Annotated in this window: 22 protein-coding genes; 4 read left to right on the top strand and 18 right to left on the bottom strand. The window is 33.9% G+C overall.

Going from position 1 to position 18,423, the window contains the following annotated elements:
- Positions 1-39: 39 nt before the first annotated feature.
- From B0M43_RS04400 to metG, 7 genes are all read right to left on the bottom strand, one after another.
- On the bottom strand, positions 40-669 hold the full coding sequence (locus tag B0M43_RS04400) for a chloramphenicol acetyltransferase (protein ID WP_078006705.1): 630 nt from the start codon (positions 667-669) through the stop codon (positions 40-42).
- Entirely contained in the window at positions 669-1,376 is a 708-nt protein-coding gene (locus tag B0M43_RS04395; protein ID WP_078006706.1) for an HAD family hydrolase, read from the bottom strand. The genes B0M43_RS04400 and B0M43_RS04395 overlap by 1 nt, the downstream gene beginning before the upstream one ends.
- Positions 1,377-1,782: 406 nt before the next feature.
- Positions 1,783-2,670: a DMT family transporter gene (locus tag B0M43_RS04390; RefSeq protein ID WP_078006707.1), complete on the bottom strand. Its 888-nt coding sequence runs from the start codon at positions 2,668-2,670 to the stop codon at positions 1,783-1,785.
- Positions 2,671-2,794: 124 nt separating this feature from the next.
- On the bottom strand, positions 2,795-4,312 hold the full coding sequence (locus tag B0M43_RS04385; RefSeq protein WP_078006708.1) for a flotillin family protein: 1,518 nt from the start codon (positions 4,310-4,312) through the stop codon (positions 2,795-2,797).
- Positions 4,313-4,323: 11 nt separating this feature from the next.
- Positions 4,324-4,893 carry an NfeD family protein gene (locus tag B0M43_RS04380; protein WP_210418055.1) on the bottom strand — a complete coding sequence of 190 codons (570 nt, stop codon included), beginning with the start codon at positions 4,891-4,893 and terminating at the stop codon, positions 4,324-4,326.
- 233 nt (positions 4,894-5,126) lie between these two features.
- On the bottom strand, positions 5,127-6,566 hold the full coding sequence (locus B0M43_RS04375) for a hypothetical protein (protein ID WP_078006710.1): 1,440 nt from the start codon (positions 6,564-6,566) through the stop codon (positions 5,127-5,129).
- A 423-nt stretch (positions 6,567-6,989) separates the two neighbouring features.
- Positions 6,990-9,047, bottom strand: a complete 2,058-nt coding sequence (gene metG / locus B0M43_RS04370) for a methionine--tRNA ligase (RefSeq protein WP_078006711.1) — start codon at positions 9,045-9,047, stop codon at positions 6,990-6,992.
- Positions 9,048-9,492: 445 nt separating this feature from the next.
- Here metG and B0M43_RS04365 point away from each other — a divergent pair, with 445 nt between their 5' ends.
- Positions 9,493-9,720 carry a CDGSH iron-sulfur domain-containing protein gene (locus B0M43_RS04365; protein WP_056248078.1) on the top strand — a complete coding sequence of 76 codons (228 nt, stop codon included), beginning with the start codon at positions 9,493-9,495 and terminating at the stop codon, positions 9,718-9,720.
- A gap of 41 nt (positions 9,721-9,761) precedes the next feature.
- Here B0M43_RS04365 and B0M43_RS04360 read toward each other — a convergent pair whose 3' ends face one another.
- The 4 genes from B0M43_RS04360 to B0M43_RS04345 all read right to left on the bottom strand — a co-directional run bounded on the left by B0M43_RS04360 (position 9,762) and on the right by B0M43_RS04345 (position 12,340).
- Positions 9,762-10,256, bottom strand: a complete 495-nt coding sequence (locus B0M43_RS04360; RefSeq protein WP_078006712.1) for an SMI1/KNR4 family protein — start codon at positions 10,254-10,256, stop codon at positions 9,762-9,764.
- A gap of 5 nt (positions 10,257-10,261) precedes the next feature.
- The gene (locus tag B0M43_RS04355; protein ID WP_078006713.1) at positions 10,262-11,164 is read right to left on the bottom strand and encodes a PhzF family phenazine biosynthesis protein; all 903 of its coding nucleotides are present in this window, start codon (positions 11,162-11,164) and stop codon (positions 10,262-10,264) included.
- An 85-nt stretch (positions 11,165-11,249) separates the two neighbouring features.
- A complete protein-coding gene (locus B0M43_RS04350; protein ID WP_078006714.1) occupies positions 11,250-11,807 on the bottom strand; it encodes a YdeI family protein in 558 nt (185 codons plus the stop codon).
- A 14-nt stretch (positions 11,808-11,821) separates the two neighbouring features.
- Positions 11,822-12,340, bottom strand: a complete 519-nt coding sequence (locus B0M43_RS04345; RefSeq protein WP_078006715.1) for a hypothetical protein — start codon at positions 12,338-12,340, stop codon at positions 11,822-11,824.
- A 97-nt stretch (positions 12,341-12,437) separates the two neighbouring features.
- Here B0M43_RS04345 and B0M43_RS24405 point away from each other — a divergent pair, with 97 nt between their 5' ends.
- The gene (locus tag B0M43_RS24405) at positions 12,438-12,608 is read left to right on the top strand and encodes a hypothetical protein (RefSeq protein ID WP_168199925.1); all 171 of its coding nucleotides are present in this window, start codon (positions 12,438-12,440) and stop codon (positions 12,606-12,608) included.
- Between the two features lie 22 nt (positions 12,609-12,630).
- On the opposite strand, the gene B0M43_RS04340 is transcribed toward B0M43_RS24405, so the two are convergent.
- The 7 genes from B0M43_RS04340 to B0M43_RS04310 all read right to left on the bottom strand — a co-directional run bounded on the left by B0M43_RS04340 (position 12,631) and on the right by B0M43_RS04310 (position 16,787).
- The gene (locus B0M43_RS04340) at positions 12,631-13,122 is read right to left on the bottom strand and encodes a hypothetical protein (RefSeq protein ID WP_065451925.1); all 492 of its coding nucleotides are present in this window, start codon (positions 13,120-13,122) and stop codon (positions 12,631-12,633) included.
- A 54-nt stretch (positions 13,123-13,176) separates the two neighbouring features.
- Positions 13,177-13,668 (bottom strand): hypothetical protein, encoded by a 492-nt coding sequence (locus B0M43_RS04335; protein WP_078006716.1) that lies wholly within the window; start codon positions 13,666-13,668, stop codon positions 13,177-13,179.
- 2 nt (positions 13,669-13,670) lie between these two features.
- Positions 13,671-14,099, bottom strand: coding sequence for a hypothetical protein (locus B0M43_RS04330; protein WP_078006717.1), 429 nt, complete (start codon positions 14,097-14,099; stop codon positions 13,671-13,673).
- A 21-nt stretch (positions 14,100-14,120) separates the two neighbouring features.
- The gene (locus B0M43_RS04325; RefSeq protein ID WP_123921775.1) at positions 14,121-14,402 is read right to left on the bottom strand and encodes a hypothetical protein; all 282 of its coding nucleotides are present in this window, start codon (positions 14,400-14,402) and stop codon (positions 14,121-14,123) included.
- A gap of 148 nt (positions 14,403-14,550) precedes the next feature.
- Positions 14,551-15,312 (bottom strand): MBL fold metallo-hydrolase, encoded by a 762-nt coding sequence (locus tag B0M43_RS04320; RefSeq protein ID WP_078006719.1) that lies wholly within the window; start codon positions 15,310-15,312, stop codon positions 14,551-14,553.
- Positions 15,313-15,361: 49 nt separating this feature from the next.
- Complete coding sequence (locus tag B0M43_RS04315) at positions 15,362-15,826, bottom strand: hypothetical protein (RefSeq protein WP_078006720.1); 465 nt, start codon at positions 15,824-15,826, stop codon at positions 15,362-15,364.
- A gap of 577 nt (positions 15,827-16,403) precedes the next feature.
- A complete protein-coding gene (locus B0M43_RS04310; RefSeq protein WP_078006721.1) occupies positions 16,404-16,787 on the bottom strand; it encodes a hypothetical protein in 384 nt (127 codons plus the stop codon).
- A 234-nt stretch (positions 16,788-17,021) separates the two neighbouring features.
- Here B0M43_RS04310 and B0M43_RS04305 point away from each other — a divergent pair, with 234 nt between their 5' ends.
- Both B0M43_RS04305 and B0M43_RS04300 read left to right on the top strand, forming a co-directional pair.
- The gene (locus B0M43_RS04305; protein WP_078006722.1) at positions 17,022-17,564 is read left to right on the top strand and encodes a hypothetical protein; all 543 of its coding nucleotides are present in this window, start codon (positions 17,022-17,024) and stop codon (positions 17,562-17,564) included.
- A 243-nt stretch (positions 17,565-17,807) separates the two neighbouring features.
- A complete protein-coding gene (locus B0M43_RS04300; RefSeq protein ID WP_078006723.1) occupies positions 17,808-18,374 on the top strand; it encodes a hypothetical protein in 567 nt (188 codons plus the stop codon).
- The last annotated feature ends 49 nt before the right edge of the window (positions 18,375-18,423 follow it).

The following is an 18,423-nucleotide window of genomic DNA, read 5'->3' as shown; positions in this document are numbered from 1 at the left end:
ATAGGTTTTTATAATGATAGAATAAGGTTAAATATGATTTCAGGTATTCATCAACTCCTGAAAATAATCAACAAATTGGCCCATATGCAAACCATCCATCAAACCATGATGAACATGTACGGACATTGCCATTGTTTTTTTTCCAGTTTCTGAAGTAATCATTTTTCCAAATGAAATTTTAGGGCAGCTATCTGGAAAAGTGTAACTCCGTGCATGCGAAAGAGACGTAAAATTGAGCCACGGAATTGCCGAAAAATGAATCAGATTATCATCATCAAATGATCTTGTAAAAAGTCCGGTTGTGTTTTGAATGCGTTCAATTTCGACTAAAGCATTTTGTTCGAATATTTTAAAATCCGGATTGTATTCGATTAATGAAAAACCAAAAGTACCGTCCTGACGCCCAATTGTTGCTGATGCATCTATACGGTTGTTAATGTAAATCTTGTCATCAGCAATTCTGTACTTGAAATTTTCAATAGAGTTTACGGCAACCAGTGTTTTGTGTAAATAATAAATGAAGAAAGAAGCTTTCAGGTTTTTTGCAGTTTGATAGGCTTTGGTACAATCAATTGCTACGGTTGCGCCAAAAAAAGGTTCTTGCATCTGTTTAAAGTGCTGGAAATGTTCTTTGCGATTCCAGTTTTCTAAATCTAAAAGTGTTTTCATTATGATAAGTTCTGAAGTACTTGGGTAATTTTTTCGAATGAACTAAAATGTTTGTGTTCGACTTTATGACTAATTTTTTCGTGTTCCCAAGTAGTGTGAAACGGAATATGAACGGCATAACCTCCAAGTCCTAAAACAGGTAAAACATCAGATTTTAATGAATTTCCGATCATAAGAAATTCATGTGCCTGAATGTCTAAACGACCTAATAATTTTTCGTAATCAATTTCCTGCTTGTCTGACATTACTTCTATGTGATGAAAATAGTGCCCCAAACCGGACCGATGTAATTTGCTGTGTTGGTCTTTCAGGTCTCCTTTTGTGGCCACAACCAACTTATATTTTCCGTGTAAAGCTTGTAAAGTTTCTTCAACTCCATCCAAAAGTTCGATGGGTTTTTCGAGTAATTCTTTTCCGTATTGGATGATTTTTTTAATAACCTCAATTGGAATTGTATTGTTCGAAATGTTCATCGCTGCTTCGATCATCGAAAGAATATAACCTTTTATTCCGTAACCATATAAAGGCAGGTTGGCAATTTCGATCTTAAACAATTCCTGCGAAATACCCTGATGAGAAAGATAATCTTCCATCAAAGCGCAAAATTTATGCTCCGTTTCCTCAAAGTAAGGTTCATTCACAAATAAAGTATCATCAGCATCAAATGCGATTACTTTTAAGTTTGGTATTTTGTTTTTATGTAACATAAAGATGTTGTTTTTTTAGTTTCAAGTTTTTTTTTGCCACAGATTAAATGATTTTAAAGATTATAAAAATCTGCTTAAATCTCTTTACATCTGCGTGAAACCTTTTTTAAATCTGTGTCATCCGTGGGCTGTTTTTTCGCCACGAATTCACGAATTATTTTAAATAAATCAGCTCAATCTTCCGAATCTGCGCGAGAGCTTTTCTCAATCAGTTAAAAACCAATCAGCGTAAACCCGTTTAAACCCGTGTCATTCGTGGGCTGTTTTTTCGCCACGAATTCACGAATTATTTTAAATAAATCAGCTCAATCTTCCGAATCTGAGCGAGAATTTTTTCTCAATCAGTTAAAAACCAATCAGCGTAAACCCGTTTAAACCCGTGTCATCCGTGTGCCATTTCTCAATCTTAATTCTTAGTAAACAGTTTTTTTAATGAAATCGTCTTATCGTAAAAAGTGATTCTAATCCCGAATAGCAAAATGATGCCGCCAAAAACCATTTGTAAAGTTATTTGTTCTTCTAAAAACAACCAAGCTAATATAGATGTAATTACAGCCTGACTCAATAAACTTAGCGAAACTCTCGTGGCTCGCATGTGTTGTGTGGCGTAACTAATAGAAATCCAGGCACACAACTGGCAAATAACAGCCTGCAAAATTAGTACAAACCATCCTGTATCTGAGAATCCGGTAAAAGGTTCATTTAAAGCATAACAAAGAATTCCTAAATAAATACTCGAGGCAAATAAGCTAATGGTCATAAACGATAAAACATCAACTTGTGAAAGAACATTTTTACTTACTAAAAGATAAATTGAATATAGGATTCCTGATAAAACGGCGAAAAGAAAGGCATGGTCAAAGTTCAATTCAAGGAAAAAATTAAAACCAACTAACGTAATCATTCCAAATAAAGAAACCACAGTTCCAATCCAAAAATTAGTTGCAGGTCTTACTTTCAAAAAGAAAAAAGAACCAATTCCTACCCAAAGTGGCGATAAATTCGTTAATAAAGATGCTTGCGTTGCACTTGAATCCTGAATGGCGATATTCCAAACTGCAACATCTGAGGAAAACAAGACACCGCAAAGAATTGCTAACAGAACGTATTTTGTTTTTGGCAGTTTAAAATTTTGAGTAATCAGCACATAAGGTAAAAGTAAAATCACGGCAAAAGCCATGCGATAAAAAGCCGAAATTAATCCCGGAGCTAATTTAAGTTTAACCAATATTGGGAATATTGAAATACAAAGTATTCCGCAGATTAAGGCTAATCTTGGTTTGGTGAGTTTCATTAGGTATATATATTCGCGTATTATTTTTCAAAGATACTTTACAAAGTGAATACTTTGAAAGCAAAAAACGCGAATCAATTAAAAATCTTAATCGGTTCGCGCTTTTTGATGATAGAATGAATTATTATTCTTCTTTTTCTACAACTTGAATTGTTGGAGGAACTTCAGGAGTATCTTCACCCTTTAGGTAAGACGGTAAATTAAGTCCGGCCATATTGAATAAATCGTTCAATGGAGGAACCGTTTTCATCATTCCTGAAACAAAGTTTGCAGTCGATGAATTTCCGTTATCGCCTTGTCCGTTACCAGAATCCCAAACCGTGATTTTATCAATTTTAATGTTTTTAACAGCCTCAACCTGAGTTTTTACCAGTTCAGGAAGTTTTTCTAATAACAATAATTGGAAAGCTTTGCTCGGATCTCCGCCTGCAGCAGCCACAACCTCTTTATAACCTTCGGCTTGTTTTGTCAATATTTCAAAGAGACCTTTTGCTTCTGCTTCCATTTTGGCAAAAATAGCATCTGCTTCTCCTTTTGCATTCTCTCTAATAGTTTCTGCGGCAGCCTGAGCTTCGATAATAGCTCTTTGCTTGGCAATTTCGGCAGGAATTACAATGTTCGCAATTTGTGTAGAACGTTCTCTTTCAGAACGCGCCAACTCGGCTTTTTGTTCAGCAACATACGATTCTTCCAATGCTCTTGCCTGTTGTACTTTTTCGGCAGTTATCGCAATACGCAACGATTCTGCTTCTTTTTCTCTACGTAAAGCTTCAGAATTTGCAATCGCAATTTTAGCCTCATTTTCTCCCTGAATTGCAATGGCATTGGCTTCAGATGTTTTTACCCTTGTATCTCTCGCAGCTTCTGCTTTTCCAATGGTTTCATCTTTAGACGCCGTTGCAATACTTATTTCTCTGTCTTTTTGCGTAATAGCAATTTTTACATCTCTGTCTCTATGTGTTTCAGCGATTTGAGTATCTTTTTCTCTATCGGCAAGAGCCTTACCGGTTTCTCCAATTTTTTCCTGCTCGGCAACACTAATTTTTGCTTCGTTGATGGCTTTTGCAGCCGCTTCTTTTCCAAGAGCTTCGATATATCCAGACTCATCTTTAATATCAGTAACGTTTACGTTGATTAATTTTAAACCAATTTTCTTTAGTTCGCTATCAACGTTTTTCGAAATATTATCCAAAAATTTATCACGGTCTGAATTGATTTCTTCAATAGTCATCGTAGCAATTACCAAACGCAATTGTCCGAATAAAATATCTTTTGCCAGTTCCTGAATTTGTTCTGATGATAAGCCTAAAAGTCTTTCTGCAGCCGTATTCATGCTATCAGTTTCTGTAGAGATGGCAATAGTAAATCGACAAGGAACATCGACTCTAATGTTTTGTCTGCTTAAGGCATTCGTTAAATTAGCTTCGATCGAAAGCGGTTTTAAATCTAAAAAAGCATAATCCTGAATCACTGGCCAGATAAAAGCGCCACCTCCGTGAACACATTTTGCCGATGTTCCACCAGTGCGTCCGTAAATGACTAAAATTTTATCAGAAGGACAACGTTTGTACCTTGAAATTAATGCCGAAATTGTTACGAATAAAACGATTGCCGCAACTGCAATTAAAATAATTGGGTTCATGCTTGGTTATGTTAAATGGATTCTACTACTAAAATGTTGTTATTTTCTATTTTTACTACTCTTACTACTGCTCCTGAAGGAATCCTGTCATTCTCGGTCATGGCTTCAAGTTCATGAAATGCACCGTTTACACTAATCATGATTTTGCCTTTTCCTTTTTTGTTTTCGGGAATCGTCAAATAAACCTCGGCCGTTTTATTTAAAGTATTGGAGATCTTAAATGAATTGTCTTCGGCTAATTTTTGTACTTGTTTGATCACCAGGAAAAACAAAACAACAAATAAAACCCCAACAACAAAGGAAGTTCCAATAAGTAATAAAGGATTATCTCCTATTGTGGTATAAAACGAAATTCCGGTCCAGCTGAATCCTAATAAAAAATTGATAAGGTTTCGCAATGAAAAAAGTTGAAAGTCTGAACCTCCGTCGTGTACATCTGCATGAAAATCAGTGTCAAAACCATCGGCTACGTCAATACCGGTAAAGGTAATAATGGTCTGAATAATAAAAATGATACTTGTTGGAATAGCGATATACCAAAAAGATTTAAGTAAAGTGGGTAAACTATATAGCAGTTCCATCATTTTAGGTTTTTTAGAACGATTTAGGCGCTAATATCTTACTTTTTATGAAAGAAAACTAATTTGAATTAAAATTGGTGTTCCTGTAGTGTTTAAATAAATAAAGAGTCGTGCCAGTTTATGACTAGCATAAAACGAGGAATTATGTTGTTGAGTAGAGAATTATAATCTTTGCTTTAGATTCGATAAAACGTTCCCGAGTTTCCATTGGGATAGCTCGGGAATTTAAGATTTTAATCAGCAAATTTTCTAATGATATATTCTTTGGTTTTATTATCATAATAACCAAGATAATAAAAGTCGCTAATTTTAAATAAGGTTTGTGAGGAAACATCAGTATTCTTGTCAAAAAACGTTCTGATTTTATCAAATGCCAAAGGTTGTAATTTGCCTTTTATATTATTTCCCTCTTTGTCAAATAAACCTTCAATTTTCACTACTTTTCTATTAGTATATGAGTTGAAGTTTTCCATTGTTGGATTGTACACTGCTACTGAAATCAAAGCTCCAATTAAGCCAAATTGTCCTAAAGCCGCTTGTCCGCCTGATTGCTGAGTTGAAGAAACACCTCCAAAAGTAATTAGGGTATTTTCTCCAATATGATAGCAAGAAAGACCAGCATTTAAATTGTTTACTTTTCTAATAAACTGCGCTGAGGTTTCTAAGGTTCTTTTTCCTCCAAAGAAATCTCCACCTTCCTGATATATTTCGGAATTCTTGAATTCGATTGGTTTGGTAACATTAGCAAAATGTTCTTTTAAGATATTGTCATCCAAATCTTTTATGGTAAAATATAAAAGATCTGATGAAGTTTTTACCTGATACAGTTTATTCTCAAAATAGAAAGAGTTAGAATTTAAAGATGTACGATCTCCTGGTATAAAACGTTGTTTTATCATTCTTTCTTTAGCAGTAAATGTGTTTAGATCAATAGTAAAAACCTGGGTAAAGTCAACATTAGTATCCAGGGTTATTATAATTTGGTTTTTATTAAAGTAACATTTTCTCTTTTTGGCTCCATCAGTTAATGAAGTTGGGTTTTCAGGAGTGATATACTTTAGTGTATATGGAAGTTCAAAAGGAAGTAAATTTTCACTTAATGCTCCATCTAAATCTGTTTTTGCATAAGTGCGTTTTAAAAAGTGAAATCCTTCCAGCGAAATTGTTTTTGCATTATAGTTTCCGTCTTTGTCAAAAATATGAAGTTTCAAATTACTGCTTTTCTTGATAAAAGTTAAAATATAGAAATTCTCATTTTCGCTGAATTTTTGTAGAATTTTCTCTTCTTTTAATACAAGAGAATATTGTTTTGTTTCGACTTTGCGCGTATTAAAATCAAACAATTGTGTATAAATATCCTGGTAATTATCAGACGACCAGAATAATCTAGTATTGTTATTGCTGATATTATAGCCAATCATATTATCATAAGTCTTAGTACCTGGTCTTTCGGTAGAAATACTATCAACAATTTGCATGTTTTCGTTAAGATGAATGGCTTTTACTTTTATTTTGTCACTGACAAATAAAGTAACATCCTTTTTTTCAGTGTTTACAACCTGAAAAATGTCACGATTCTTTTTTAATTCAACAGGAGTAGAACTTACAATATCTTGAGAAAAAGAAAGTAAACTATTTAAAAATAAAGAGGTAAGGAGTAATTTTTTGAACATATAAAGATTTTTTTTGACGAATATCTTGTTTTTTTCTGAAAGTAAAAGTATAGTAAATAAAATGTTTCAGAATTTTCTTTTAAAAGGAAAAGCGGGAATCTATTAAAGTGATTAACAAATTCATGCTTTTCAATAATTATAAAATTTAGATTAAACTTGTTTTTGTTTTGTTTGAAAATTGAATCAAGAATCAAAATGTGCCGTTAGGCAGATCGGTAGAAAAACATGAATTAAAAATATTCAGCATGCCGTAGGTACGCAAGAGGTTTCGTTTTATTGCGTACCTACGGCACGCTATCGAAATTGAAACTGATTTTTTTTCTGTCAATCTGTAGTACCAAGCGGCACAGAATACAGATTTCCAAATGGCGCAAAAAAAGATGCGCAATTGCGCATCTTTACTTTTTTGATATTTATAAAACCTTAGTTTATCGTTTCACCATTTGGCGCATCAGTATCAGGATTTACAAATACTAATTTTCCTTCGGCGTTTGTTGTCATTAAGATCATTCCTTGACTTTCAACTCCGCGTAAAGCTCTTGGCGCTAAGTTGGCTAAAACCGTAACACGTTTACCAATAATTTCTTCTGGCGAAAAGCTTTCGGCAATTCCGGAAACTATCGTGCGAACATCAATTCCGGTATCAATTTTCAGCACCAAAAGTTTGTTTGCTTTTGGCATTTTCTCCGCTTCAATGATGGTTCCTACGCGTAAATCCATTTTAGCGAAATCCTCATACTGAATCAAATCTTTTTGAGGTTCTGCTTTTTTGTTTTCAGCGATATTAGCGGTTTTTGTAGCTTCCAATTTGTCTATTTGTTTTTGTATTTCTTCGTCTTCTATTTTTGCAAATAATAATTCGGCTTCACCAATTTGGTGCCCTTCCGGAATTAATTCTGAATTTTCAGCAACGTCATTCCATTTTAGTTTGCCTTCGTTTTTCAATATTCTTGATAATTTAGCAGCGGTAAAAGGCAAGAACGGTTCTGCTAAAATGCTCAACGCAGCAGCAATTTGAAGTGCAACATACATTTGAGTTTTTACACGCTCCGGATTGTCTTTCATCACTTTCCAAGGCTCTTCATCGGCAAGATATTTATTTCCTAAACGGGCAACATTCATCAATTCGCCTAAAGCTTCACGGAATCTGTAACGCTCCACCGAACTTGAAATCACGGCTGGATACGCTTTTAATTCTGCCAAAGTATTTTCATCAACTTCAGATAATTCATTCGGAGTTGGGATAAATCCGTCGTAATATTTGTTCGTTAAAACGACAACACGGTTAATGAAATTCCCGAAAATAGCAACCAATTCATTGTTGTTTCTTGCCTGGAAATCTTTCCAGGTAAAATCATTATCCTTAGTTTCTGGAGCGTTTGATGTTAATGCATAACGCAAAACATCTTGTTTCTCCGGAAATTCTTCTAAATATTCGTGCAGCCAAACTGCCCAGTTTTTAGAAGTCGAAAGTTTATTCCCTTCCAAATTCAAAAACTCATTTGCAGGAACGTTGTCAGGTAAAATATAACTTCCTTCGGCTTTAAGCATCGCTGGGAAAATAATACAGTGAAAAACGATATTGTCTTTCCCGATAAAATGAACCAGTTTTGTGTCTTCATCTTTCCAGTATGGTTCCCAGTCTTTTCCTTCGCGCAGCGCCCATTCTTTCGTAGATGAAATATATCCGATAGGCGCATCAAACCAAACGTATAATTTTTTTCCTTCGGCACCTTCAACCGGAACATCAATTCCCCAATCAAGGTCACGCGTTACCGCACGAGGCTCCAATCCGCCATCAACCCAAGATTTAACTTGTCCGTAAACATTAGGTTTCCAGTCGTTTTTATGTCCGACTAAAATCCATTCTGTTAAGAATTCAGTATATCTGTCAAGAGGTAAAAACCAGTGTTTTGTAGATTTCAAAATTGGAGTTTCTCCGGTAATCGTCGATTTCGGGTTTATTAAATCCGTCGCATTCAAAGTCGATCCGCAATTTTCGCACTGATCTCCGTAAGCTCCATCATTGCCACATTTTGGGCAAGTTCCCACTACAAAACGGTCTGCTAAAAACTGATCTGCTTTTGCATCGTATAATTGTTCTGTTGTTTCTTCAATAAAATCACCTTTATCATATAAAGTCCTGAAGAATTCCTGAGCTGTATCATGATGAATTTTAGCCGAAGTACGAGAATAATTATCAAACGAAATTCCGAAATCAGCAAATGATTTTCTAATAATTCCGTCATATTTATCAATAACTTCTTGTGGTGTAATTCCTTCTTTTTTGGCTTTCATCGAAATTGCAACGCCATGTTCATCGCTTCCGCAAATAAACGCAACGTCTTTTCCTTGCAAACGTAAATATCTCGAATAAATATCTGCAGGCACGTAAACCCCCGCCAAATGCCCAATATGTATAGGTCCGTTGGTGTAAGGCAATGCCGCCGTAATAGTATATCTCTTTGGATTCTGTATCATAACTCAATTTTATTGAGTGCAAAAATAAGCAATAGAATTGAGAATTCTAAGTTTCGCAGAGATTCACGAAGGTTTTCGCAGAGATTCACGAAAGTTTTTTAATCTCGCAAAGTCACGAAGGCGCAAAGTTTATTCGCTATTGCTATGCGTATTGTAGACTGGACTGAAGTCCAGCCCTACAAAATAAATCGTTCCTTCGGAACTCGGCTCTGGAAATTAGGGTGGTTTTTAATCCATTCAAAAGTGAATAAACTTTGCGCCTTGGTGACTTTGCGAGATTAATTCTCATTTCTTTTAAAAAAAAGCTTAGCGAATCTCTGTGAAAACCTCCGCGAATCTCTGTGGTAAAACCCATAAAATAGAACCAGTTTAAACTAGCTCCTCAATAAAAATCTTCAGAATTTATTTTGCAATCTTTGCTTTCGAAAAAAAACAAAAACAAGTTATGAGTAAGACAAAATTAATCATCAATAAAAACGGATCTATCAAAATCGAAGGTGATTTTGAAATCATGGATTCAGAAGGAACAGTTTACGGACTACAAGGAAGAGCTGCATTAGGACTTTGCCGTTGCGGATTATCTGCAAACAAACCTTTCTGCGACGGAGGACACCGTAATAATTTCGAACACGATTCTATTGCATTCGATTTACCACCAATGAAAACAAACTAAGAAGTCTGGTTATCTATAAAAGCTGCATTATGCAGCTTTTTTTATGATTCATGCTGGGCAATTATAAACCGAAGAACATCTTCAAAATATTCTTTTAAATTTTCGTAAGGATGCTCACCCGGATACCAATTTGCGAACTTCCAATATTTCCATTCTTCGTTTTTTGATTTTGGAGGAAGCAGTAAAAAATATTGTTCTTCGGATATTCCTGCAATTAGAATGGCATTCTCTAATTCGGGCAAATACGAATACGCTTCAATTACAAAATCATCAATATTTTTTAAGAAGTCAATGTTTTCTATGTTTTCAAAACTTGGTTCTATATTATTTGGTGCCGAAAAACCATTAGTTATTCGAATAAATTCGATATAATCTTCAGGTAGCTTTATGCCAAGTTTATTTTCTGCATCACTTATCTGTTTTTCGGTAGCCGGAATAGTTCCGAGCCAATTGTTTTCAATTTGTTCAGATGTAAAATTGAAATCTTCGTATTTAATTGCCTTTTCCGAAATAATATTTAGTAAATTTTTATTCATTAGTGCTATATAAAAATTTCCCCACGCATAGTAATAACCGCAGAACCGCCAACCAAAATATCATTTTCTCTGGCCATAACTTCAATCAGTGAAGGCTGACTTAGTTTTACGCCTTGCAGAATTTTATATCCGGTATTGGGTTTTGTGTATTTGGTTTTAGTTAAAAAGCCAATTAGCGGGCCGGCAGCTGTTCCTGTAGCAGCATCTTCATTAATCCCAATTAGCGGATTAAAAAATCTGGCTTCGACTATATTTTCATGTTTTGCATCGAAAATGGTAAAGCAATAAAAACCTTCAAATCCGTACTCCTTGGAGATTTCGATTAAGCGTTTATTATCAGGAATGCAATCGTGCAGGAATCGTCTGTTTTTTATGGGAACCATCAAATGCGCCACTTCGGTTTGAACAATTGTGGGCAGCAATTCGCCAACCGTTAAATCATCAATGGCCAAACCAATTGCTTTTGCTATTAGCGAAGCCGTAATTTCCTTTAGTGCTACAGCCGGTTTTTGATGCATTTGTACGATAGGATATTCGGTAACGGGATCAAAACTTGTGGTTAAGGATATTGGGTTGTCTTTCATGATTACAAAATGATTGGTTTCATCTTGTTCATGAAATATCGGGATTTCTTTAAATAATGCTGCGCAAACGGCTCCAAGTAAATTATGTCCGGCGCCATCAACCTCAAAACCAGTTGGAGTAAAAGAGCGCACATTAAGCGCCTTTTGAATTGTAGAATAATAAACAAACGAAGTCTCAGAATAGCCAAATTCCTTTGCGATATTATGATAGGTTTCTAACTCCAGATTGCCATCGGTAAAAACAACAGATAGCGGATTTCCTTTGTAACTTTTATTAGAGAATACATCCAAAACGTAGTATTCTAATGCGGTTCTATCTTTCATTATTATAGTTTATTAGATGATTTTTTTTGATAGAATAAAGTTAATGTTTGTTCTCTGATCTAAGTTACAATCATTTGAATTTCTTTTACAACATTCGTTTTTGTTCAGCGCTTACATTAATGGTTTTTTCGAGTCTCGAAAGTCTGGTTTTTTCTTGTTTGGCCGTCATAATCCAATGAATCATGACCTTTTTGTACGATGGAGCTTGTTTATCAAAATAGTCCCAGGCGATTTTATTGGCTTTAAATTGTTTTTCAAATTCGGGATCAAGAATAGCGGGTTCCTTTTCGTGCGAATAAATTCCGGATCTTTCTTCAGATCTTAATTCGAATGCTTTTATTCCGGCTTCTTTCATTAATCCGGCTTTGGTAAGATCTTCGATTTTCTTGATATTGATGGCGCTCCAAATACTGGATTTTTTTCTTGGTGTAAACCTGATCGAATAACTTTCTTCATCAATCGATCTGCGAACGCCATCGATCCAGCCAAAACAAAGCGCCTGATCGACAGATTCTGACCAGGACATGGATGGTTTTTTGCTATTCACTTTATAAAAACCTACTAAAAGCTCGGTTTCTTTTTGGTGATGCTTTTCCAGCCATGCTCTGAATTGTTCTTGGGTTGGGAAGAAAGTTGGGTTCATTTTGTATTGAGTTGTTATTTGTCTTTTAATGGCGGTGGAGGAGGTGGCGGCGGTAAAATAGGACCTAAATCTCCAAAGTCAATGATTTGTTTTGTTGGGACAAACTTTAAAATTTCTTTAAAACTCATTAAAGAGTCGGCGTAATTGTAAAGTTCTTTTGGTGCAATACCTCCATAAATAAAAATGGATTTGTTTTTTCCATTAATTGATGCGTTTATTAAATAGCTTCCGCCATCACATAAATTATTTTGCGCGTAATCTGATTCAAATTTATTGAGATTTAAAGATCGAAGTTGCTTATTTAGCTTGATTTTTTTATCAGCTGGAATTATCGCATAAAAGTTCTCTATTGGTTCGGGAAATCTCCTTTGCATAAATACAGTATCACTATTGGTAAACTTAAGTGAATTATCATGATGTAAACCAGCATATGAAAAAATCAAAGAATCAAACTGAAATTGATTTTTTCCATCTTTTTTACAACCTAAGAAAAGAAATAAAAGAAAAGAAATAAGTGTGATTTTTATTTTCATAGCGAAGTTTTGTTGGCTTTATTGGTCAGAATTTCTAATCGTTTGTCTTTACAATTAGTTCTTTATCTTTGTAAACGTAATTAAAGAAAATTAAATTATGGCAAAAGGACCTGAGAAAAATACCAAAAACAAGGCTTTGCATACCAAATTGCTCAATAAGAAAAAGGCTAAACTTCAAGCCGAAAAAAAAGAACGTGCCTTACGTTTGAAAGCTTTAGTGGCCAAAATGAATGAAAAGAAGAATAATGACGAATCTGGTATTGTTTAATTTGCCGTTTCGTTTTGTCTTACTATTTGCAGATTTTATTATATTTTAGAATCAAATTTTTGTTGAAGGCAATGGGTATCAAAGAATCATTGGCTGTGTCGTATTCATAAAGTTCATTTTTAGACGGATCGAAGGTATACCTTGCAATAGTTGGCATTCGGTCAGGATAAGTTTCATGAAGATTTAATTCATAAGTTTCTGAGTAATCAAGGGCATTATCTCTTTTCGGATTCGGGCTTCCTTCAACTGTAATTCCAAAAGAAGTTCCTCCATTTTTTACAACTGCTTCGTATAAACCTTTTGTTCCTTCAACATACGATGGCGCAGTTGTCAAAATTTCAAGTACTACATCAATACAAGTTATAGAATCACTGATGTTTTTAGGTGTTATGGTTTTGATTGTGTCTTTTGCAGTTGTTTTTGCCGTACTTGTTGGTATCGGAGTTTTTATCGTTTCGGTTTTATGACAGGAAAACGTAATAATCAAGGCTAAAAGCAATACATTCTTTTTCATCAGATATTGTTTATTTTATAGATGTTGTGTTGGATTCAAATTCAATTTCTTGCTTTATTCCTCAAGTTCTTTCCAGCAAACTTCTATTTCCCGCTGAATTTCTTTTTCTAGTTTCGGAAGTTCATTCTCAACCCAAAACTGACTTTCTTTGGTTAAATAAAACTGACTTTCTTTAAGTTTAAATTCCATTGCTCCTTTGATCATTGCAATCATTTCCTGAGTTTCTGATGTACCGTTTGCGAAATTTGGACCTACGAGATATTTTAAAATATCCTTTTCGTAATGCGGTTTGTAATAGAGAATATAGCTGACTATTGGAAAATAGAAATAGAAATAATTATTGGTATTCGAAGGAAAATGAATTTTATTGACTTCAGCTATTAGTGCATCTGATTGCGCATGTGAGGTTTCGGCGTTGAATGTTTTTAATAATTCGAAAGTGGTTTTTGCACTCGGAATTATGTTTCCCACTTTTTCAAGAGCAGCAAAAGTTTTTTCGAATTCGGGATTCGTTGATTTTTTATTCAACCAGTTAAAGATTTTCAATTTTATGCTTTTATAGATTTACTTTTTAATTGATTTTTTTTGAAAAAATACATACCAAAATAAACAATTAAAAGATAAGGAAAATAAAAAGGATAAAATATACAAGCTTTAAGCGGCCAGCCAATTCCCATTTTGCTTATGCGTAATTTTTTTACTTTTTCTAAATTTTCAACAGCGACATTTCTTGTTCTTTCTGTTTCAGTAAATGCATTAGCATCATAACCGTAATGCGAAAGAAGAAGTTCAGTTGAAAAATGGGACCACCATGCAACAACTAAAATGAAAAAGAAGGTAATAAGCACAGCCGTAATTAAATACGAAATAAAGGGATATTTAAAATTTCGTTTACGAAGATTATTGAATAATAGTACGGGAGAAATAATTAAAGCGATTAATAATGCGAATTTTATCGCTGTAATTAAAATTTTCATCAGGATTATGTTGGATTTGCTTTACAAATTTAAAAGCATTTTTATAATCCACAAGAATAAAATAAATCCCAGAAAAGAAAATTCGACCATGTTTACTTTTTGATTCCCAAATTTGGTTACCAGAAATCGATCGATTATTACGAGAATTATAACAGGAAGCAAACAAAACAAAATATAAATTCCCATTAATCCGTCTGGTCCTGAATTTCCGTCGATGAGCATTATGGCATAAATTATTCCTACTATAAGAGAGCATATGCCTGAGACGTAAAATAAGGTAAGGTTTTTTGGCAGGTCATCCATAAACTAAGGGGTTTTACGTTTTTAATAGAGAACTGCTTTTTCGTATTTGATTATTTCAAGATCGGATAAAGCATTCTCTTTGTTAACAGATGACCCTTTTGAAAAATGGTTGCGTTAAAATTTCTGTTTTTTTATAAAATTTTGCTTTTTAGTTCTTATAAAAATTAAACTCTTCGATATCGTGATATCCAAAAACTTCAATTTCAGGATGTTCGTTTATTAAATTTCTGATTTTATCTAAAGTGCTTAATCGCAAATCGTTGTCTTCGGCTCTCATTTTTGCCAATTGGTTTACGGGATGTTCGCTATTGGTAAGTTCAATTCGCATATAATAAGCATCGGCAATATAAAACAACCAGCCTTTTTCTGTTTTTACAGCAACGCCGCAATGTCCTAATGTATGTCCGAAAAGCGGAATTAGAAATATTGCTGTGTCAGTATCGATATCGACTTTTCTGGCTTCGAATCCAAACCAGTTCAAATCTAATTTTTCGTAGGTTTTTATTGTTGGCTGATGCGATAAAGGTGTTTTTAAATATCTTGGATTCCCTGAAATATAAGCGTCACATTCTTCCAGTCCAACGTGAACGGTTGCGTTTGGAAAATCTGCCAAACCTCCAATATGATCATTGTCCAGATGCGAAATAACACAATCGGTCACTTTTTTAGGATCAAGTCCCAGTTTTTCGATTTGTTTGATGGCAGTTTGATTTTCATTAAAACGATAACCCACCATATCTATAAGTTGTTGGCCAATTCTTTCTTCGGGGTTTTGAATGTCTAAAAGTCCAATTCCGGTATCGACTAAAATGAGTTTATCGTTTTCCTGAATCAATAAACAATGTCCGCAAACATTGTCGTTTACGGGTGAAACAATTTTTACGCAGTTGAGGTGATGTATTTGGGGCATGAGGATTTGTTTTTGATTGATTGTTGATGTGGCAAGTTAAGGTTGCAATTTAATTAATTATCATATTATTGATCATGAATTGAAGCAGATTGGTGTCTTCTGATGAAATTGGTGTTTTTTTATTTATAGAGATTAACACTAACTGCTTTTTATTTACAACTCCCCACCAAACCCAATTTGCTTTTTCGTCTGAAACTTTCAATTCGACCAAAATGTCAAATTTTGTTTTGTAACTGTTCCAGTTCTCTCGTGTAATTTCTTTGGTGTGGTAATTTTTGACAAATTCAGTGAGTTGCTGAATCAATTTTTCGTCGGTAGTTTCCTGATCGAATCCGTATGAACTGATTGTTATGTTTAATTCTGACGTTGCATCTGTAATTGTTACAATGCCTTCGTTGTCTTCGTTTAGTACAAAAGTTTTTGGGTAATAAATATCGTAAGCTTTTGATTTTGGAACAAAAGAAGTCATTGTTTTATTATTTTCATTTTGACCCAAAACACTAATGCTGAACATCAGCATTATTATTTGGAAATATATTTTGATGCTGCAATTTTTCATAAATCTGTTGATTAAGTTTAAGGTGTTTTATTACGAAGCGCAAATATAAATGATATTAATAATTGCTCTTTTGAGGAAAGCCTCATTTTTTGAATTAATGTTTGATAATTGTTTTTTGGATTTAATAGAAAGCAGACATTAAGAAGTCCCAAATTAATGAAATAGTTGTTGCAGATTTTCAGAATGTTGATGAATGAATTTTTTTGTGATTTCTTTGTTGTTGAAAATTATAAATATTTAAACCTATTGCTCTGAAAGAGCTTTAGCAATAGCATGGTGCGAAGCACTATGAATGAAAAAGGTTGTAGTTTAAGCCCTGTAAGGGCGTAAGCCTAATTTCAATGGGCGCATTTGTTATGATTTTCCCAAAATTGTTATTGTGTATTTTTCTCTTGCCCTTTCAGGGCAATTTTTATTTTTAATTTAATTTCATAGTGCGCTGCACTACGCTACTGCTTTTAGGACTTTCAGTCCACTTTATAAATTTCGTACACTCTAGATTGCAAATATGTACTATTTGTTATTATAATTTTTAATAATCCTTTTTTGTTCTAAAATATACTACAATTGGAATAATCAAATTAACTATATAAAAGGAATAAATAAAAGATTCAGGAACAATTATTTCGAAAAAAGTTGTTGTAATAAGCAAAAATGAAAAGAAAATATTTAACCAACCAGTGAGTACCAATGTAAAAACTTTTGATTGGTTTGATTTCCAGGTTTTTAAAAGTGAAATTAATATAACTAGTAAACCTAAACCTGAACTAATCCAGCAACTCCATCCAAAAAGCAGAAGAGTTTTAAAGCCACTAAATAATCCTGTCTCAAAGTAATAGACGAAGAAGGTTATAGTTGCCCAGAGATTTGTTATTAAAAGAGGAAGGAGTAAGCTTTTGTATATGGTTTCTTTCATGTTGTTGTGGTTTAGTTGGTTAGTTGAAATTTTGAATACGTAAAACAAAATCTTTGCCAAGTCTTCTTTTGAATGCCGAATTGCGTTAGGGATAGCAGCGAAAAGCCCATAGCCTGACGAAGGAAGTGCGAGGACTTGCAGCGAATAGCCCGACCGGAAGGAACGCCAAAAAAATATTCACGTTTGTATTATTATTTCGTCGAAATTTGCAAATCAATCTTAAAAAATATCAAAATGGAGGAGTTCGGTAGAATACTAGTTTCTGAAACGGCAATGAATAGTGAAAATCTTCAGGATGTGATTCATTCTAATATTTCGGTGATTAATTTAATGCGTGAGGAAGGTGTCGATGACGAATTTATTCACGAAGATGCTTTGATGAGTTATTATCTTGATTATTACTATTCACAATATGCTGAAGGGAATTTTTCGCAGTTTGTTTATAAATCAGGCTGGAATAAAGAACTGAACGAACTTATCGAAGAAGGTCTGGCTTTGATTGGCGCCGAAAAACATCTTGAATTGTTTCAGCAACAAAGCAAAAAGGTAAAATTGATGAGCAGTGTAAAGCTGAATAAATTTGTTAGTGGAAAACTGGAAGGTGTAAATCCGGTTCGCGATTCGTTGAATAATGATACGTTTTTTGAACTTGAAGAAAACCTCATTACGTTAAACGCTAATTTCCTGAAAAACCATCCTGATTTCGAAGTACTTTCGGTAGATGATATGTTTGCTGCTTTGGATGAGTATGTGGGGCATGAGATTAAGAGAGCTTAAGTTTTTTTTAACCGCAAGGAGCGCAAAGTTTTACGCTGAGTTCGCAAAGGTTTTTGTTTGAATGTCTACAAATTCTCTCGCAATCCCGATAGCTATCGGGAGCGAAGACGCTAAGTTTTAATTTTGCGAACTTCGCGTAAAACTTTGCGCTCCTTGTGGTTAAATCTTAGAGAAATTATATTTACAAATATTTCTTTATCAATTAATTATCTTAATTTTAGTTCTCAATAAATAGCGTTATTTATGGAAGAACTAACACACATTAAATCGATTATCGGGATTATTTTGGGTTTGAGTCTCACACACCTTATAAAAGGATCTGTGATTTTTATTCAGCATCCCGGGCGAAAGAAAATCTATTTTGTACACTCGCTTTGGGTGTTTTATGTTTTTTTGCTAATTATTCATTTTTGGTGGTGGGAGTTTAATCTCAAGTTAATTCATGAATGGTATTTTGCTGATTATTTCTTCATTATTTGTTATATCCTGATTTATTATTTGCTGTGTGCTATTTTGTATCCTGATGATTTGGTCGATTATACGGGTTATGAAGATTATTTTTATTCGAGAAAAAATTGGTTTTTTGTCATTCTGGCCATAAGTTTTGGAGCCGATATTATCGATACTGCCATAAAGGGCGGCAATTACTTTTTATACAATCAAACTGAATATTATATTAGGATTATCAGCCATATTATTTTGTGTCTGGCGGCGATTAAAATTCATAATAAAGTTTTTCATTCGGTGTTGGTAATACTTTTTATAATTTATGAGCTTTCTTATATATTAAGATTGTTTAATGTTGAGTAAAAGTTGAGTTTTGGTGATAATTATCAAAAAAATAAAAGTTGATATTTGT

The sequence above is a fragment of the Flavobacterium sp. KBS0721 genome (assembly GCF_002007065.3).
GTDB lineage: Bacteria > Bacteroidota > Bacteroidia > Flavobacteriales > Flavobacteriaceae > Flavobacterium > Flavobacterium piscis.
This window is presented reverse-complemented; position numbering and strand designations above follow the sequence as displayed.

Excerpts from the sequence above, each read along its gene's own strand:
- B0M43_RS04400 (WP_078006705.1), bottom strand. The coding sequence starts at position 669 with ATGAAAACACTTTTAGATTTAGAAAACTGGAATCGCAAAGAACATTTC.
- B0M43_RS04395 (WP_078006706.1), bottom strand. The coding sequence starts at position 1,376 with ATGTTACATAAAAACAAAATACCAAACTTAAAAGTAATCGCATTTGAT.
- B0M43_RS04390 (WP_078006707.1), bottom strand. The coding sequence starts at position 2,670 with ATGAAACTCACCAAACCAAGATTAGCCTTAATCTGCGGAATACTTTGT.
- B0M43_RS04385 (WP_078006708.1), bottom strand. The coding sequence starts at position 4,312 with ATGAACCCAATTATTTTAATTGCAGTTGCGGCAATCGTTTTATTCGTA.
- B0M43_RS04380 (WP_210418055.1), bottom strand. The coding sequence starts at position 4,893 with ATGGAACTGCTATATAGTTTACCCACTTTACTTAAATCTTTTTGGTAT.
- B0M43_RS04375 (WP_078006710.1), bottom strand. The coding sequence starts at position 6,566 with ATGTTCAAAAAATTACTCCTTACCTCTTTATTTTTAAATAGTTTACTT.
- metG (WP_078006711.1), bottom strand. The coding sequence starts at position 9,047 with ATGATACAGAATCCAAAGAGATATACTATTACGGCGGCATTGCCTTAC.
- B0M43_RS04365 (WP_056248078.1), top strand. The coding sequence starts at position 9,493 with ATGAGTAAGACAAAATTAATCATCAATAAAAACGGATCTATCAAAATC.
- B0M43_RS04360 (WP_078006712.1), bottom strand. The coding sequence starts at position 10,256 with ATGAATAAAAATTTACTAAATATTATTTCGGAAAAGGCAATTAAATAC.
- B0M43_RS04355 (WP_078006713.1), bottom strand. The coding sequence starts at position 11,164 with ATGAAAGATAGAACCGCATTAGAATACTACGTTTTGGATGTATTCTCT.
- B0M43_RS04350 (WP_078006714.1), bottom strand. The coding sequence starts at position 11,807 with ATGAACCCAACTTTCTTCCCAACCCAAGAACAATTCAGAGCATGGCTG.
- B0M43_RS04345 (WP_078006715.1), bottom strand. The coding sequence starts at position 12,340 with ATGAAAATAAAAATCACACTTATTTCTTTTCTTTTATTTCTTTTCTTA.
- B0M43_RS24405 (WP_168199925.1), top strand. The coding sequence starts at position 12,438 with ATGGCAAAAGGACCTGAGAAAAATACCAAAAACAAGGCTTTGCATACC.
- B0M43_RS04340 (WP_065451925.1), bottom strand. The coding sequence starts at position 13,122 with ATGAAAAAGAATGTATTGCTTTTAGCCTTGATTATTACGTTTTCCTGT.
- B0M43_RS04330 (WP_078006717.1), bottom strand. The coding sequence starts at position 14,099 with ATGAAAATTTTAATTACAGCGATAAAATTCGCATTATTAATCGCTTTA.
- B0M43_RS04325 (WP_123921775.1), bottom strand. The coding sequence starts at position 14,402 with ATGGATGACCTGCCAAAAAACCTTACCTTATTTTACGTCTCAGGCATA.
- B0M43_RS04320 (WP_078006719.1), bottom strand. The coding sequence starts at position 15,312 with ATGCCCCAAATACATCACCTCAACTGCGTAAAAATTGTTTCACCCGTA.
- B0M43_RS04315 (WP_078006720.1), bottom strand. The coding sequence starts at position 15,826 with ATGTTCAGCATTAGTGTTTTGGGTCAAAATGAAAATAATAAAACAATG.
- B0M43_RS04310 (WP_078006721.1), bottom strand. The coding sequence starts at position 16,787 with ATGAAAGAAACCATATACAAAAGCTTACTCCTTCCTCTTTTAATAACA.
- B0M43_RS04305 (WP_078006722.1), top strand. The coding sequence starts at position 17,022 with ATGGAGGAGTTCGGTAGAATACTAGTTTCTGAAACGGCAATGAATAGT.
- B0M43_RS04300 (WP_078006723.1), top strand. The coding sequence starts at position 17,808 with ATGGAAGAACTAACACACATTAAATCGATTATCGGGATTATTTTGGGT.